15 protein-coding genes are annotated in these 17,015 nt (G+C 63.2%); 2 read left to right on the top strand and 13 right to left on the bottom strand.

The features are described from left to right. Positions 1–124: 124 nt before the first annotated feature. From G3O01_RS01505 to G3O01_RS01475, 7 genes are all read right to left on the bottom strand, one after another. Positions 125–529, bottom strand: a complete 405-nt coding sequence (locus G3O01_RS01505) for a response regulator (protein ID WP_205802666.1) — start codon at positions 527–529, stop codon at positions 125–127. 183 nt (positions 530–712) lie between these two features. After that, positions 713–1,741 (bottom strand): aldo/keto reductase, encoded by a 1,029-nt coding sequence (locus tag G3O01_RS01500; RefSeq protein ID WP_205802665.1) that lies wholly within the window; start codon positions 1,739–1,741, stop codon positions 713–715. 303 nt (positions 1,742–2,044) lie between these two features. After that, a complete protein-coding gene (locus tag G3O01_RS01495; RefSeq protein WP_205802664.1) occupies positions 2,045–2,962 on the bottom strand; it encodes a sterol desaturase family protein in 918 nt (305 codons plus the stop codon). A gap of 271 nt (positions 2,963–3,233) precedes the next feature. Then, positions 3,234–4,250, bottom strand: a complete 1,017-nt coding sequence (locus tag G3O01_RS01490; protein WP_205802663.1) for a VTT domain-containing protein — start codon at positions 4,248–4,250, stop codon at positions 3,234–3,236. A 227-nt stretch (positions 4,251–4,477) separates the two neighbouring features. Further along, complete coding sequence (locus G3O01_RS01485; RefSeq protein WP_205802662.1) at positions 4,478–4,789, bottom strand: hypothetical protein; 312 nt, start codon at positions 4,787–4,789, stop codon at positions 4,478–4,480. Between the two features lies 1 nt (position 4,790). After that, the gene (locus G3O01_RS01480) at positions 4,791–6,149 is read right to left on the bottom strand and encodes an acyclic terpene utilization AtuA family protein (RefSeq protein WP_205802661.1); all 1,359 of its coding nucleotides are present in this window, start codon (positions 6,147–6,149) and stop codon (positions 4,791–4,793) included. A gap of 24 nt (positions 6,150–6,173) precedes the next feature. Beyond that, entirely contained in the window at positions 6,174–7,478 is a 1,305-nt protein-coding gene (locus G3O01_RS01475) for a citrate:proton symporter (RefSeq protein WP_205802660.1), read from the bottom strand. A 100-nt stretch (positions 7,479–7,578) separates the two neighbouring features. Here G3O01_RS01475 and G3O01_RS01470 point away from each other — a divergent pair, with 100 nt between their 5' ends. Both G3O01_RS01470 and G3O01_RS01465 read left to right on the top strand, forming a co-directional pair. Next, positions 7,579–8,466 carry a LysR family transcriptional regulator gene (locus tag G3O01_RS01470; RefSeq protein ID WP_205802659.1) on the top strand — a complete coding sequence of 296 codons (888 nt, stop codon included), beginning with the start codon at positions 7,579–7,581 and terminating at the stop codon, positions 8,464–8,466. A 236-nt stretch (positions 8,467–8,702) separates the two neighbouring features. Then, positions 8,703–9,623 carry a response regulator gene (locus tag G3O01_RS01465; RefSeq protein ID WP_205802658.1) on the top strand — a complete coding sequence of 307 codons (921 nt, stop codon included), beginning with the start codon at positions 8,703–8,705 and terminating at the stop codon, positions 9,621–9,623. A 46-nt stretch (positions 9,624–9,669) separates the two neighbouring features. Here the strand turns inward: G3O01_RS01465 and G3O01_RS01460 are convergent, their stop codons facing one another. The 6 genes from G3O01_RS01460 to G3O01_RS01435 all read right to left on the bottom strand — a co-directional run bounded on the left by G3O01_RS01460 (position 9,670) and on the right by G3O01_RS01435 (position 16,869). Further along, positions 9,670–11,307, bottom strand: a complete 1,638-nt coding sequence (locus G3O01_RS01460; RefSeq protein WP_205802657.1) for a gamma-glutamyltransferase family protein — start codon at positions 11,305–11,307, stop codon at positions 9,670–9,672. Positions 11,308–11,373: 66 nt separating this feature from the next. Beyond that, the gene (locus G3O01_RS01455) at positions 11,374–12,255 is read right to left on the bottom strand and encodes an ABC transporter permease (RefSeq protein WP_205802656.1); all 882 of its coding nucleotides are present in this window, start codon (positions 12,253–12,255) and stop codon (positions 11,374–11,376) included. After that, entirely contained in the window at positions 12,255–13,199 is a 945-nt protein-coding gene (locus G3O01_RS01450; RefSeq protein ID WP_205802655.1) for an ABC transporter permease, read from the bottom strand. The genes G3O01_RS01455 and G3O01_RS01450 overlap by 1 nt, the downstream gene beginning before the upstream one ends. Positions 13,200–13,204: 5 nt before the next feature. Next, positions 13,205–14,701, bottom strand: coding sequence for an ABC transporter substrate-binding protein (locus G3O01_RS01445; RefSeq protein WP_205802654.1), 1,497 nt, complete (start codon positions 14,699–14,701; stop codon positions 13,205–13,207). 51 nt (positions 14,702–14,752) lie between these two features. Next, a complete protein-coding gene (locus G3O01_RS01440) occupies positions 14,753–15,850 on the bottom strand; it encodes an oligopeptide/dipeptide ABC transporter ATP-binding protein (protein WP_205802653.1) in 1,098 nt (365 codons plus the stop codon). Continuing rightward, positions 15,847–16,869 (bottom strand): ABC transporter ATP-binding protein, encoded by a 1,023-nt coding sequence (locus tag G3O01_RS01435; RefSeq protein WP_205802652.1) that lies wholly within the window; start codon positions 16,867–16,869, stop codon positions 15,847–15,849. Before G3O01_RS01435 ends, G3O01_RS01440 begins: the two co-directional genes overlap by 4 nt. Between the last annotated feature and the right edge of the window lie 146 nt (positions 16,870–17,015).

The raw sequence follows: 17,015 nt of genomic DNA, 5'->3' as shown, positions 1-17,015 counted from the left end.
AATTCCAGCACACTGATGCGAGATTGCTTTCAGCCAGATAAAGAAGATGTTCTGATTGGCTAACAGAAGAAGAAAAGCGCGCGTTGCGAGCAGATCACGCGTTGCAGGTCATCGCCGCGACCGGCTATCCGTTTTTCGACGCACCCGGCGCGTCTTTCCTGCGGCGGCCGTCGGCGGCACGTTCCAGCAACAGCCGGTCCATCGCCGACAGCAGATCCGTTGGATCGAGTGGCTTGCGTAAAAAGCCGTCGTAATAGACAAATGCAGGCGGGCTCGGCTCGCCCGAGACGAGAATAAACACGATCCCCGCGAGGTTCTGCTCGTTACGCACGTGATAGCACAGCACGCTGCCCGACATCACGGGCATGCGCCAGTCCGCGACGACGATGTCCACATCGCGCTTGCGCAGCATGTCGAGCGCGGTGCGCCCGTCTTCCGCAAGACAGGTATCGTAGCCATGCGCCTGGCACACGTACTTCCAGGCGTCCAGCGTTTCAACGTCATCGTCTACAAGCAGCACTGTCGGCATATCTGGCCTCGCTCATGACCATTCGATGCACTGCGCTCACGTCCGCTTCGTGACGTTCGAGCGCGCTCTCACATGTTGCTGTCGGATACAACCGCAAAAATCCGGAAGGCCGGCGCGCTGGATTGATTTGAAAACTCATGCGCCGGCCGCGTTTCAAACGCAATGGCAATAGCGTCCCTTCACTCACACGGGAAACGGATTGCGCTCCGCAAAACCTTCCTGATGCCAGTACGGATACACGGGTCTGACCTTGCTCGCTTCATCGAGTTTCGCAACCTGCTCAGGCGTGAGATTCCAGCCCACCGCGCCGAGGTTCTGACGCAACTGCTCTTCATTGCGCGCGCCGATCAGTACCGTCGCGACAGTCGGCCGTTGCAGCAGCCAGTTCAATGCGATCTGCGGAATCGTCTTGCCCGTTTCTTCAGCGATGGCATCCAGCGCATCGACGACGCGATACAGATATTCATCAGGAACAGGCGGGCCCATATCGGCGGTCTTGTGCAGGCGGCTCTGATCCGGCAGCGCCTGGCCGCGGCGGATCTTGCCCGTGAGACGCCCCCAGCCAAGCGGACTCCAGACCACAGCGCCCACGCCCTGATCGATACCGAGCGGCATCAGCTCCCATTCGTAGTCACGTCCAATCAGCGAGTAGTAAGTCTGGTTCGCCACGTAACGCGGATAGCCATAACGCTCCGCCACATCGAGCGATTTCTGCAGATGCCATCCGGAGAAGTTCGACACGCCTGTATAGCGGATCTTTCCCGCGCGCACGAGATCGTTGAGCGTGGAGAGCGTTTCTTCCACGGGCGTCTTCGCATCGAAACCATGCAGCTGGAACAGGTCAATGTAATCGGTTTGCAGACGCTTTAGCGCGGCATCGACCGCCTTGATCAAATGAAAGCGCGACGAGCCGACGTTGTTCGGATCGCTGTCGTCGAAACGAAACGTGGCCTTCGTGGAAATGATGGTCTTGTCGCGGCGTCCCTTGAGCGCTTCGCCGAGAATCGATTCGGATGCGCCGCTCGAATAGATGTCGGCACTGTCGAACATCGTGACACCCGCATCGAGACAGATGTCGATCAGCTTGCGCGCCTCGGCGACATCCGTCGCGCCCCACGCCTGGAAGAATTCGCCCTTGCCGCCAAATGTTCCTGTACCGAAGCTGAGTACGGGCACCTTGAATCCTGACGCGCCCAGGTGACGATATTCCATGTTGGCCTCATTGATGGATCGAAAGATCGGGATTGAATGGGATGGACCGCACGCAGGCCGCGCTGCATGCGCGAACGTCAGGTCGATAGACTACCCCATTGGCCCGCAGTGTGCTGGCGTGCCGGCTTACGTCAATGATTTGAAAGAACACACGTCCCTGCAACTATCCAGAATGAATACTGTCGTGCAACCGATATGAGCAAGCGCAGCGCCTGATCCACATAAACAAAAGCAAACGGGGCGCGCATCTGACTGCGCGCCCCGCTTTTGACTCCGTTTTTAACGCTGCTTTTTACCGCTGTTTTAGCCGTTGACGGTCTCGACCTCGCTGCTGACCGCCTTGCCCTTGCGGCGCAGTTCTTCCGTGGTTTCGCCGCCGCCGTCAGGCAACCAGCCCGGCGGCTGGATCACGTGATTGATCGCGATCCACACGCTCTTCGCCGTGAACACATCGCGAATCAGCGTGGCCCAGTGCTCGAACTCGACGACGAACGGGTTACGCGACGTGGTCGGCGTGACGAGACCGTAGCGGCAGGGTTCGTCGGCGCGTTCTTCGACATACGTACCGAACAGACGGTCGAAGATGATCAGCACGCCGCCGTAGTTCGCATCCAGATAATCGACATTCGATGCATGGTGCACACGGTGCGCGGACGGCGTGTTGAACACATATTCGAGCCAGCCGAGCTTCGGCACCCACGTCGTATGCAGCCAGAACTGGTACAGCAGGTTCATATAGAGCGTCAGCAGCACGACTTCAGGGCGCACACCGAGCAGGACCAGCGGCGTGAAGAAGATGGCCGAGCCCGTCAGCTTGCCCGTTACGCCGAGCCGGAAGGCGGTGGACAGCGTCAACTGGTTCGGGGAGTGATGCACGGCATGCGTGGCCCAGAAGAAGCGCATACGGTGCGACGCGCGGTGATACCAGTAGTAGCAGAACTCCTGGCCGATGAAGAGCGCGAACACCATCACCGCGCTATTGATCGACACAGTGAAAAAGCGATGATCCCAGGCGAGTGCGAAGACGGGCGCTGCGAGCGACAGCGGCAACAGCGCGAGCAGCTTGCGTGCGACCAGGTCGAACAGCGAGATCCAGACTTCGTACCACGCGAATGGCGTGGCCGTGTTGCGATTTTTGCGGGTGAGTACGGCCGCTTCGATCAATGACACGACGACGACGGCGGCCGAAGCGTAAAGAGAAATTTTTGCGAACTGTTCCATGACGATGCCATATCGGTTTGTGGCGGGAGGTATCGTCTGCGGTGGTTGTTTCGATCAGTGCATCGCATCCGATATGCGCACTGTAGTGATGGCAGCCGTTACAGGCTATGCAGAAGTTATTTCACCCTATGTCACGGGGCGGAGCGCCTTATGCGACAAGGCTTTCGGGCGTTTTCCGAAAGCGCGGAAAACGCCCGCCGAGCGCAAAAAATGTCACCGCTCGCCGGCTTTCGAACGATCGTGCGAGGGGAATCAGAACACGCGACCCGCCTCAACTCGCCAGCGTCGCGCGCACCGTGAATTCGCCTTCGGGCACTTCCACCCCGAGCCGCTCCAGCGACGTGTAGAAATCCGCGGGCAACGGTTCGACGGGATAGCCGCGCTTTTCCCACGCGTCCAGCCCGCCCTTGAGCGCATGCGCGTGGCGAATGCCCTTGCGATGCAACTGCGCGATGATGCGCCGCGCCGTCGCCTCGCTCGGACACACGCAATACACGACGATAGGATGCGCGAGCAGCACGGCATCGAGCTTCTCCGGCGAGTCGAGATCGAGCGGATACGCGCCCGCGATCCGGTACGCCTCCTTCTCCCGCACGGCGCGCGGCCTTGCGTCGAAGATCAAAGGCGGCGCGTCCGACCGCATCATCGAGTCGAGCTGGTCCGGGTTGATGCGCATCTTCGCGAGCCAGCGGCGGAACTGCGTTCGGCGCACCCAGCGATACAGCAACACCGTTACGGCGATCGCCGCGAAGGCGTCGAAGATCGTGCCGCCGTTGTGCCGAACCAGCAGCATCGCCTGCACGATCTGGTCATGCAGCGCCGCGCCGCCAATCAGATACACGCCCGTCCACAACGACGCGCCGACGGCATCCCACAGCAGGAACACGGCGGGCGCGATTGCCGTCGTGCCGAGCAGCGGCGCGAAAATCAGGCCGAGGCCGGGCAGGAACTTGGCGAGCGTGAGAATGGGCGCGCCGTGACGCTCGAAGACGCCGCGTGCCATCCGCAGCGTCGTATCGAGCGACAGCGAAAAGCGCACGAGGCCGTTCAGCAGGCGCCGCCCTTTGACCCGGCCGACGAAGAACCAAAGCGAATCGGCGATCAGCGTCGCGCCGACGGCCGCGAGAAACACGCCCGCGTACGACACCTGCCCCATCGCCGCCATCGTTCCGGCGAGCATCAGCATCGGCGCGGCCGGTACGGGCACGCCGAGTTGCGTGACCAGCACGCTGAGAAACACGGCCCACGGGCCGAGCGAAGCGGGAATAGCGGTGGGGAAATGCCACACGACAGCGGTCCTTTAAGGCATGGAGCGAGGGCGTCCGCGCCGAACGCCGCCCGTCGAAACGGTATTGCGCGCCGCAAACGCCGAACCCGGCCGGCAAGCAACGCCCGGGGATTCTAGACGGGATCGCGAAAGCACGTGTTCCTGCCGTACAACGCGGCGCCCGTCATTCCATGCGAAAAGTACCGGAGTTCACGGTCATTTCCGTGAAACGGCGTCAGATGCCCGGGTCAGTCCGGATCGGGAAGCGTAATGCCGAGCAAGGCCGAGCTGACCGACTTGCCGTGCGCATCGAGCGCGAGCGATCGCGTGACGCCGCCGCCGAGCGCATCGCGCAACACGAAATTGAACGCCGCGAGCCGCGGCAATTCGTATCGGGTCACTTCGCCGTGCACGAAATCGGCAAGCCACGCTTTCACGCGCGCTTCGCTCAGATGCTGGCGCAAATGCTCGTAATGACGCGTATCGTGGCAGATCACCGACACATTCAGCGTGTTGCCCTTGTCGCCCGTGCGCGAATGCGCGAGTTCGCGTAGTTGCATGTCAGGCCTCCACAAAAGCAAAAGACGGCTTTACGGCGTCGCGCGGCAGCAGCACCGATTGCACCGCGAGCACTTCTCGGGTCGATTTCGTCACGCCGCCGCCGCCCGCCGGTCCGTTCGTATAAAGCGTTTCGACCTCGTTGCCGATGCGCAGCGCTTCTTCCAGCGTCGCCGTGCGTCCGGCGACGCGCACGCGCACTTCGTACGGCTCGCCGCGCTGATCGGCGGCCGTGTCGCCGTAGAGCGAATCGACGCCGATCAGATCGAAGCGCAGTTCGCTCGCGGCGACGCCCGTCAGCGCCAGCCGCTCGCGCACGATCTCGAGCGCGAGCCGTCCGCGCGCGACGGCGCCCGGCCCGCCGTACGAAATCTGCCCTTCACCGATATAGCCGTCCGTGTAAGCCACCGACACCTTCAGCGTGTCCGTGCGCGCTGTGCCTTTGCCGCCCGTCACGCGCACGCGGTCCGATGTTTCTTCGGCGATCGCCACTTCCGTGAAATCGGCGACGACGTCCGGTTGCAGATAACGCGCAGGATCGTGAATCTCGTAGATCAGCTGTTCCTTGCAGGTCGCCGCGCTGACGCGTCCGCCCGCGTGCGGCACTTTCGTGATCGTGACCGAGCCATCCGCCGCGACCTCGCCGATCGGAAACCCAAGCCGCGCAAGAACCGGCACGTCCTTGTAGCCGGGATCGGCGAAATAGCCGCCCGTAATCTGCCCCGCGCATTCGAGCAGATGCCCGACCACGGTCGCCTGGCCGAGCATCGTCCAGTCGTCCATGCGCCAGCCGAACTCGTGGATCAACGGCGCGGTGAACAAGGACGGATCGGCGACACGTCCCGTCAGCACGATATCGGCGCCCGCATCGAGTGCGGCGACGATGGGCGCAGCACCGAGATACGCATTCGCCGACACGATGCGCTCGCGATACGCCGCGACGTCATCGCCCGATTCCTCGAACCGGAACTGGCCTCGCAGCACGACGTCGAGCACGTCGTCGCCGCTCACCGCCGCGATCTTCAGCCCGCCCAGCCCAAGCGACTGCGCGATCTGCGCCGTCTTGCGCGCGGCGGCCTGCGCATTGGCCGCGCCCATGTTCGAGATGATCCGCACGCCGTTGCGGGCGGCCACCGGCAACACGGCGCGCATACGCGCCTCGAGCAGCGGATCGTAACCATGCTGCGGATCTTTGCGCTTCGCCTGCTGCGCGATCGCGATGGTCCGCTCAGCCAGACACTCGAACACGAGATAGTCGAGCTGCCCATGCTCCGCCAGTTCGACGGCGGGCTCGATACGATCGCCCGAGTAACCTGCGCCCGCGCCGAGCCGCACGCGTCGTTCGTGCTGATTTGCTGTCATTGCCGCACCATCCTCTGCTCAAACTCACAACGAAAAAATACCCAGCGCGACGCACGCGAGCGTCATCACGACCGACGCGCCGAACAGCAGCGGGAACGTGAATTTCTGATGCTCGGCGAGATCGATTCCGCATAACCCGACGACGAGAAACGTCGCCGGCGTCAGCGGGCTGACGGGAAAGCCCGTGGTCATCTGCCCGAGCAGTGCCGCCTGGCCGACATGCACGGCGGGCACGCCAAGCTGCCCTGCCACTTCTGCGATCACAGGCAGCACGCCGAAATAGAACGAATCGGGATCGAACAGCATGCTGAGCGGCATCGACAGCAGGCCGAGCACGACGGGAATGTGACCCGCCATTGCCGGTGGCACGAAACCGACGGCCGCCTGCGCCATCGCCTTGAGCATGCCGCTGCCCTGCATGACGCCTGTGAACACGCCCGCCGCGAGCAGAATGCCCGCCATCATCAGCGCGGCGCGCGCATGGGCGTCGATGCGCTTGCGCTGCATCTCGACATTCGGATAGTTCACCATCAGCGCGATGCACAGGCCGACCATGAACATGATCGCGGGCGGGATCTTCTCGCCCATCACGACCATCGTGCCGAGCACGATCACCGTCAGCACGATGTTGAACCAGAAGTTCTGCGGGCGGCGCAGCGCCTGTTCTTCGGGCGTCAGCTCGCGCTGCGGCATCGGAATCGCGCCGTCCGTGCCCGACACGCCGAGCCGCTTTTCTTCGCGCCGCCCGAGCCAGTACGCCGCGCCGAACACGAAGACGAGGCCGATCGCCTGCACGGGAATCAGCGGATTGAACAGCGCCGACACGGGCAGATGCAGCGACGCGGACGCGCGGATCATCGGCCCCGTCCACGGCAGGAAGTTGATGCCCGCCGCCATCGACACCGCCGCCGCAAGCACACGCTTGTCCATTTTCAGGCGCTCGTAGAGCGGCAGCATCGCCGGAATCGTGACGAGGAAGCAGACGGCGCCCGAGCCGTCCAGATGGATCAGCAGCGCCAGCAGCGTGGTGCCCATCACGATGCGCGTCGGTCGCGTGCCGACCGCGCGCAGAATCCGGTCGATGATCGGGTCGAGCGTGCCCGCGTCGGTGATCGTGCCGAAGTACAGGATCGCGAACACGAACATGCCGACCACGGGCGCAAGGCTCTTCAACCCGTCGACCACGAACTTGCTGGTCTGCAACCCGAACCCGCCGATCAGCGACGCCTCGATCGGCACGATGATCAGCGCGACGAGCGGCGACATGCGCTTCGAAAGAATGGCGCCGAGCAGGACGGCGATGGTGATGAGCCCCAGTAAAGGCAGCATGTGCATGTCTCCAGATCTTGTCTTTTAATGGCTTCGAGCGTAAGTTCGGCGCAGCGATAACGCAATTGAAATGATTTGATCGCAGCAATCACGAACTGTTATGGATCTGAACCTTCGCGATATCCGCGCCTTCGTCACGGTGGCGAATGCGGGCAATTTCACGCGCGCCGCCGCGCGGCTGCATCTGTCGCAGCCGGCGCTGACGGTGCAGATCAGGCGGCTCGAAGAGACCGTCGGCGCGCGCCTGTTCGACCGCAATAGCCGCACCGTCGCGCTCACGCAAACAGGGCGCGAGTTGCTCCCGCTGCTGCAGCGCTCGCTCGACGATATGGAGCGCGTGTTGCGCGACGCCCGCGCGCTCGGCGATGGATCGAGCGGCACCGTGCGTCTCGCGTGTCTGCCGACTTTCGCCGCGAGTGCGCTGCCTGATCTGATCCAGGCGTTCAGAAAGCGCGTGCCGCAGGCGCAGTTCCAGATTCGCGATGTCGTCGCAAGTGCTGTGAATGCGCTCGTGCGCAATGAAGAAGCCGATATCGGGCTGACAGGCGGCGATACTTTCGACCCTGCGCTGGAAGTGCTTCACGAAGGCGCCGACCGGCTCGTGGTGGTGTGCCCGAAAGATCACGCGCTGGCCCGCAAGCGGCGCGTGTCGGTCAGCGACGTCGCCGCGTCGCCGCTCGTGCTGACGGCGCAAGGCACGAGCGTTCGCAGTGTCGTCGATGCCGCGCTCGTCGAGGCCGGCTGTGCGCCCGAGATCGCCTGCGAGCCGACCTACATGATGACGGCCGTCGCGATGGTGCGCGGCGGACTCGGCGTGACGATCCTGCCCGCCAGCGCCCGCGAAGTGCTCGCCGAGCCGGACCTGGTTGCACGGCCCATCGACGATCCTTCGTTCGTGCGGCCCATCGCGCTGATCAAAAAACGCGGCCGCACCTTGCCGCGCGTCGCCGAAGAGTTCGTGACACTGATTGCGAAACGCATGAAGTGATAGCCGGAAAAACCCGAACACTTTGACATTCGCCCGTCACAATGCGGCGTGAGTCGAATGGACGCATGTGTATTTGCAACGAATATCGGGAAATCGCTATTGCCGGGCGCGCGCATCTCGTCCTAATCTTGAGTGCGGCCAGTGGCAGTATCCGGCATTTGAAACGGCGTCGACGAACGCTGCGTTTGCCCGCCTGAGCCGCGTTTAGCATTTCAATCCGAGGCGTGACGCATCACATGTCAGCGTACAAGTTCAAGCTCCTGATCATCGACGACGATGTCGCGACGGTGCGCATCATGAGCGATATGCTTTCTGATTACGGGGAAAGGCGCTTTGCGCTATCGGGCGAAATGGGTCTGCTGCTCGCGCGGCAATCCACGCCGGATCTGATTCTGCTCGACGCGAGCATGCCCGGCATGACGGGCTTCGACTTCTGTGAAATCCTGAAGGCGGACAGCGAGCTTGCGAAAATCCCGGTGATCTTCGTCACGAGCCACGACGCGCCGGCGCTCGAAATCGACGCGTTCCGCCTTGGTGCATCCGATTATGTGACGAAGCCGCTGAATGCGACCCAGTTGCGCGCGCGCGTCGAAACGCAGTTGCGCAAGCGGGTCAAGATACTGGATCAGTCGGAGAGCTTTCGCGCCGGCTCCTTTTTGCCGCCGACACTCGGCGCGTTGCCCGACAACATTCTGATCGTCGAAAGCGATGCGGTGCGGTTGAACCGGCTGCAAGACCTGCTGCACGATCTTGGCCGCTGCACGTCGGCGACGACGGGCGCGCAAGGTCTGGAACGCGCGCTGCACAGCCTGCCGACGGTGATTCTGGTGGACGCCGCGTTGCCCGACACGAGCGGCTTGCAGTTGTGCGCGGCGTTGAAGAAGGAGCCGCGACTCGAAGGCGTGCCGCTTCTACTAATGACGGACGACGCGGACAGCAGCAACGCCGATTACGAGCAGGCGCTGCTGAACGGTATCGCCGATAGCGTGCTGAATCACGCGCAACCCACCGTGCTCAAGGCCCGCGTGAAGAACGCGATGGCGTCCGTGCATGCGGACCAGAAGCGCATCGGCGCAATGCGCGAGTATTGGCTCGCGGTGGAAAAGGCTGGACGGCGCGTCGAACGGAAGAACGGCGAAGGCACCTTGCCTGAATGAGCGGCGAAGGCGCTTCGCCGCTCTTCAGACTGCGTTCTGTGTCCGATCAGAAACCTGCTGCGAGACCGTCGCGACGGCTGTCGCTTGCGGCGACATAGCCGCGGTCCGGTTCGTTGCGGTCGAGCTTCCAGATGAACTGGCCGGACCCGAAGTCCATATACGGATCGTCGATCGATTTGATCGTGTGACCGAGATCCTTGAGTTGACGCGCGGTCTGCGGGTCGAGCGTCGATTCGATATCGATCGAAAAGTCGCGGTTGACCTTCCAGCGCGGCGCGTCGCACGCGGCCTGCGGCTGCTGGCCGTAGTCGAGCATCCGCACGACGGTCTGCAAATGGCCTTGCGGCTGCATGTCGCCGCCCATCACGCCGAAGCTCATTACCGCTTCCTGCTGGCCGTTCACCTGCTGCGTGAGGAACGCCGGGATGATCGTGTGGAACGGCCGCTTGCCGCCCTCGACCACGTTCGGCGACTTCGGATCCATCGAGAAACCGCAGCCGCGGTTTTGCAGCGAAATGCCCATGCCCGGCACCACGCAGCCCGAACCGAAGCCCATGTAGTTCGACTGGATGAAGCTGACCATCATGCCGCGCTCGTCCGCTGCCGACATGTAGATCGTGCCGCCCGTCTTCGGCATGCCGAAGCCGAACTGCGTCGCGCGCTTCGGGTCGATCAGCTTCGCGCGCGATTTCAGATACGCGTCGTCGAGCATCTGTTCGGGCGTGACGTCCATCGAACGCGGATCGGCGACATAGCGATACACGTCGGCAAAAGCGAGCTTCATCGCTTCGATCTGCAGATGCTGCGATTCGATGCCGTCGAGCTTCAGCGACGCCACATCGAACTGTTCGAGAATGCCCAGCGCGATCAGCGCGGCGATGCCCTGCCCGTTCGGCGGAATCTCGTGCACCGTGTAGCCGCGATAGTCCTTGCCGATCGGCTCGACCCAGTCGGGCTGATAGTTGCGCAGATCGTCGAACGTCATCGCGCCGCCGTGTTCGCGCGCAAACGCGGCGATGCGCTCGGCGATTTCGCCTTCGTAGTAAGCGCGCGGGCCTTTTTCGGCGAGCAGGCGCAAGGTCTTCGCGTGGCCCGGCATGCGGATCAGTTCGCTGACTTCGGGCGCTCGGCCATGCGGCATGAAAGTATCGGCAAAACCGGGCTGGTTCTTCAGTTCCGGCACGGCAGCCGCCCACTTGCGCGCGACGACGCTTGCCACCGCGTGGCCGCGCTCGGCGATTTCGATGGCGGGCTCCATCAGGTCCGCGAACGGCAGCGAGCCGAATTTCTTGTGCAGCGCTTCCCAGCCGGCGACCGCGCCCGGCACTGTCACCGTGTCCCAGCCGCGCACCGGTTGAACGGCAAGGCCGTTGTTCTCGCCGTATTTGCGCTTGAAGTAATCGACATTCCACGCAGCGGGTGACACGCCCGATGCATTCAGCCCATGCAGTTTCTTACCGTCCCACACGAGCGCGAATGCGTCGCTGCCCAGACCGTTCGATACCGGCTCGACGACCGTGATGGCCGCTGCGGCTGCGATGGCGGCATCGACGGCATTGCCGCCTTTCCACAGCATGCGCAAGCCGGCCTGCGCGGCGAGCGGCTGCGACGTCGAGACGATGTTGCGCGCAAACACGGGCATGCGCAGCGTGGGATACGGGTTCTGCCAGTTGAAGCTTGTCATGTTGTCACTCTTATGGTTTTGCCAGTACGACGACAGCGCCGTCCCGAACAACGGCGCTGCAGAGAATCAGGACTCGCGCGGATCGAGCGCGTCGCGCAGGCCGTCGCCGAGCAGGTTGAAGCCGAGCACAGCCAGGAAAATCGCGATGCCGGGGAAGATCGACATCCACGGCGCCTGGCTGACGAAGTCCTTCGCGGTGTTGAGCATCGATCCCCACGACGGCGAAGGCGGCAATTGCCCGAGCCCGAGAAACGACAGGCTCGCTTCCGCGATGATCGCGCTCGCCACCGTCAGGCTTGCCTGCACGATGATGGGCGGCAGCACGTTGGGCAGAATGTAGCGCAGAATGATGCGCGCGTGATCGAGGCCGATCGCGCGCGCGCCTTCCACGTACTCTTCGGCTTTGACGCTGATCGCCTGTCCGCGTGTCAGGCGGATGAAGCGCGGCATCGCCGAAATGCCGATCGCGGCCATCGCGTTCGTGAGGCTCGGGCCGAGGAACGCGCTCAGTGCGATTGCGAGAATCAGGAAGGGAATGGACAGCAAGGCATCGGCGATACGCGAGATCACGCCGTCGACCAGCTTGCCGAAATAGCCCGCCAGCAAGCCGAGCGGCACGCCGAGTACAACCGCGATCCCGACCGACACCACGCCCGCCAGCAGCGAAGCCCGCGCGCCGTACAGCAGGCGGCTCAACACATCGCGGCCGAGTTCGTCAGTGCCGAACCAGTGAACAGCCGACGGCGCCTGGCGCACGGTCATGAAGCTCGCCTGCACCGGGTCGTACTGCGTGAGCCACGGCGCGAACACCGCCATCACGACGATCAGCGCAACGAGAAACGCGCCGAACACCGCCGCCCTGTTGCGCATGAAGCGCACGAGACCGCGGCGCTTGCGGCGCGGGAGCGTGGCCGCCGCTGCGGATCGTGCATCGATTGAAGTAGCCATCAGCCGCGCCTCAGTCGGGGATTGAGCAGGATATACAGCACGTCGGCGCACAGATTCACGACGATGAACGCCAGCGCCGTCACCAGCACGACGCCTTGCACGACGGGGTAATCGCGATTGAACACGGCATCGACGACGAGCTTGCCGAAGCCGGGAATCGTGAACACCTGTTCGGTCAGTACGGCGCCCGCCAGCAGTTCGCCGAACAGCAGCGCGAGCACCGTGACGATCGGAATCAGCGCGTTGCGGAATGCGTGCTTGACGACGACCGCCCCGCGCAACAAGCCTTTTGCTCGCGCCGTGCGAATGTAATCGGTGCGCAATACGCCGAGCATCGCGCTGCGCGTGTGGCGCATCAGTTGCGCGCCGAGCGCCGCGCCCAGCACGAACGCGGGCATCAGCATCGTCTTGATGCTGAGCCAGAAGTCCTCGCCCGGCGATACGTAGCCCGACGACGGCAACAGATGCCAGCGCACCGACACGATGAAGATCAGCATGATGCCGAGCCAGAAGTTCGGTATCGACATGCCCGACAGCGCGAAAATGTTCGCCGCGTAATCGAGCGGCCCGCCGCGGCTCGCCGCCGAAATCACACCCGCAGGAATGCCGATGCCGATTGCGAGGATCATCGCCATCACCGCGAGCTGGATCGTCACCGGCAGCTTCTGCGCGATCAGCTCGCGCACGGGCACGTCCGTGCGCAGAGACGAACCGAAGTCGCCATGCGCAACGTCGCGCATCCACAGCGCGTATTGCTTCGGCACGGGTTGATCGAGGTGATACTTCACGCGCAAAGTCGCGATGACCTGCGCGTCCTGATCCTCGCCCGCCATCGCCAGCACCGGGTCGCCCGGCAGCAGCTTCTGCAGGCCGAAGATCAGCATCGACACCAGAATCAGCGTCGGCACGGCCACCAGCAGGCGATTCGCGATGATCCGCAGCATGACGCTCAGCCCTTCACCGATACACCGCGCAGACGCACGAGGCCGTCGGCGGAAGGCGTGAAGCCCTGCACTTTCTTCGACAGCACGAACGGCCACGGCTGCGCGTACAGATAGACGATCGGGTCGTCGTCGGCGAGGATCTTGCCGGCGGCGTCGTAGTCCGCTTTACGCTCGGTCGAACTCTGCTTCGTGCGCGCCGCGTCGAGCAGCGAGTCGACCTGCTGGTTGCAGTAGTGCGCGTAGTTCAGGTTGCCCGAGCACGTGTTGAACTGATGCAGATTGCCATCCGGATCGACGCGGCCCGACCAGCCCGTGTACATCGCTTCGAAATCGCCGCTATGACCGGCATTCAGTTCCGTTGCGTAATCGCTCGGGCGCAGCTTCAGCGTGATGCCGGATTCGCTCAGCATCGCCTGCAACATCTGCGTGATCTGGCTTGCGACCGTGTTGTTCGGATACGCGAACTCAACGGTTGGATGCTCTTGCCCTGCCGCTTTCAACAACGCCTTCGCTTTCGCGACGTCGCGCTTCGTGGTCGGCAGCGATGTGTTGTAGTACGGGCTCGACTTCGGAATGCCCTGGTTGGCGGGCGAGAAGATGCCCGCGCCGATCACCTGATCGATGGCATCGCGATCGATCGACAGTTCGAACGCCTGGCGCACGCGCTTGTCCTTCAGCGGATTGTTGCCGCGCGGGCCGTTGTTGATGTTGAACGTGACGTAGTAAAAGCCGAGGCCTGTCACCGGCTTGAATTGCAGATTGCCGTCGCTCTTCACCGCCGTCACATCGGAAGGCGCGAGACGTTCGAGCATGTCGAGCGAGCCCGAGCGCAGGTTGGCAAGACGCACGGTGCTATCGGGAATCGGCTGGAACACGACGCGCTGGATCGGGTACTTGTCCGCGTCCCAGTAGCCCGCGAATTTCTCCAGCACGACGCGATCGTTCTGCACGCGCTGCACGAACTTGTACGGCCCCGAGCACACCGGATGCGATGCGACACCGGCCGCGTCGGCGAACGTCTTCGGCGCGAGCATCATGCCCGCGCGATCGGACAGCGTGGCGAGCAGCGCGGCATCCGGCTGCTTCAGCACGATCTTCACGGTGCTGTCGTCCACCACATCGACATGATCGATCGACGACAACTCGCTCTTGCGATTGCTGGTCGGCAGGCTGCGATAGCGGTCGAGATTCGCCTTCACGGCGGCCGCGTTGAACGGCTCGTCGTTCTGGAACTTCACGCCCTGGCGCAGCTTGAACGTCAACGTCTTGCCGTCGGGACTCGTCGTCCACGAGGTGGCCAGCATCGGCACGATTTTCAGATCGGGCGACACATCGACGAGCGAATTACACAGCGACGCAAACACGATGCGATCGACGAACTGCACGCTGCGCGCCGGATCGAGCGTGCCGATATCGTCCTGCAGGCCGATGCGGATAGTGCTTTGCGCCATCGCGGCGGAAGCGCTCATTGCGAGCGCGGCGGCAATCATGATTCTTCGCATGTGTCGTGTCCCTGGTTCGGTTCAGCTTGCTATCTGATATCGGAGGTTTTGCTATGAATTCGCGCTCAACGCCGCCTGCTTCTCGCGATAGATCGCCAGACGCTCGTTCAGCTTCGCGCTGACGCTCGCGACGAGCGGCGCGCCGCCGCCCGCGTTCTGGACTTCGCGCCAGAAGTGGCAGGCGACTTGCCTCCCACCGGGCAGCGTCTCGGCAAGCGGACGTTCCTGTGAACAGCGCGGCTTCGCGTGCGGACAGCGCGTATGAAAGCGGCAGCCGGCCGGCGGTGCGGTCGGGCTCGGCAGATCGCCTTGCAGCGCGGGCTTCGTGCGTCGCTCGTGCGGACTGCTGGCGGGAATCGCGCGCAACAGCGCCTGCGTGTACGGATGCAGCGGCGCGTCGAACAGTTCGTCGACTTGCGCCAGTTCGACGATTTCGCCGAGGTACATCACCGCGACGCGATCGCTCATATGGCGGATCACGGCGAGATCATGCGCGACCATCACGAGCGTCAGGCCGAGTTCCGCCTTCAGCGATTCGAGCAGATTGATCACTTGCGCCTGCACGGACACATCGAGCGCCGACACCGGCTCATCGCCGACGATCAGCTTCGGCTCGCCCGCCAGCGCGCGCGCAATGCCGATGCGCTGCCGCTGTCCGCCCGAAAACTCGTGCGGATAGCGTTCAGCGTACGCGGGCTGCAAGCCGACTTTGGTCAGCAGTTGCGCCACGCGCTCACGCCGCTCCGACGCATTGCGCGCGAGGCCATGAAACGCCACCGGCTCGCCGATGATCTGCCCAACCGTCATGCCCGGATTCAGCGACGCAAACGGATCCTGAAAAATGATCTGCATCTCGCGGCGCAAGCGACGCAGCTTCGCGCCCTGCCAATGCGTGATGTCTTCGCCCTGATATAGCACGCGACCTTGCGTCGCATCGATCAGGCGCAGCAGCAGACGCCCGAGCGTCGACTTGCCGCAACCCGATTCGCCGACGATCGCAAAGGTCTCGCCCGTCTTCACAGCAAACGACACTTCATTGACCGCATGCACGGTCGGCGTGCGCGCGAACATCTGGCGCTCGCCGCCGAAGCGTTTGGTGAGCGCGCCCGCTTCGAGAATGGGCGTCGCGATGTTGTTGAAGCTCGTCATGTCAGCTCCTTCTGCTGCAGCGGCTGGACGAGTTGCTCGACGGGCGCGAGCCAGCATGCGACGCGATGCTCGCCGGACAGCGTTCTATCGGGCGGCGCGGCATCGAAGCAACGTTGCTCCGCAAACGGACAACGCGGCGCAAAGCGGCAGCCGTTCGGCATCTGCTCGGGCGACGGCACCGAGCCGCGAATCGTCGCGAGCGACCCTTCGCGCTTGCCGACAGAAGGAATCGCGCCCATCAGCCCGATCGTGTACGGATGCTGCGGATCGTCGAAAAGATCGGTAACCGTGCCGTATTCGACAATTCGACCGGCATACATCACAGCCACGTGATCCGCGACTTCGGCGACCACGCCGAGATCGTGCGTGATCAGCAGCATCGCCGTGCCCGTTTCCTTCTGCAGCGCGCGCACGAGCGACAGCACCTGCGCCTGGATGGTTACGTCGAGTGCGGTGGTCGGTTCGTCGGCGATCAGGAGACGCGGGCTGTTCGCCAGCGCCATTGCGATCATCACGCGCTGGCGCATGCCGCCCGACAGTTGATGCGGAAACGCATCGAGCCGCGTTTCGGGAGCGGGAATATGGACGAGGCGCAGCATCTTCAGCGCTTCTTCACGCGCTTGGGCGCGGCTGACGCCCCGATGCCGCCGGATGCTTTCGCCAATCTGCTCGCCGATCGTATAGGCGGGATTGAGCGAGGTCATCGGCTCCTGGAAAATCATCGACATGCGGTTGCCGCGAATGTCGGCCAGTTCACGCTCGGACAGCGCGAACAGATCGACGCCTTCGAACAGCGCACTGCCCGCCACGCGCCGCGCGGGCGGACTCGCGAGCAGGCCCATCAGCGCCAGCGACGTCACGCTCTTGCCGCAACCCGACTCGCCGACCATGCACAGCGTTTCGCCGGCGTGAACAGGGAAAGAGACGTTATCGACGACGTTAGGCACTTCGGGCGCGTTCGAAAACTTCAACGAGAAGCCGCGTACATCGAGAACCGGCTGGCGTTCAGCACCGGTCATGCCTGGGTACTCCGCATCGTGTCGCTCGTCCTTACATATCGTCATCGAACGATCATACTGGCGGCCGTCGTACAAAAAATATTAAACTTTCTTTTCGATACTTAAGTTTTTCTCATGATTCGATTGTCGTGGTCGAGTCACGAATT

The organism is Burkholderia sp. Ac-20365, from assembly GCF_017104715.1.
Taxonomy (GTDB): domain Bacteria; phylum Pseudomonadota; class Gammaproteobacteria; order Burkholderiales; family Burkholderiaceae; genus Paraburkholderia.
Note: the sequence above shows the minus strand (reverse complement) of the source record. Positions and strands in the feature narration are given on the sequence as shown.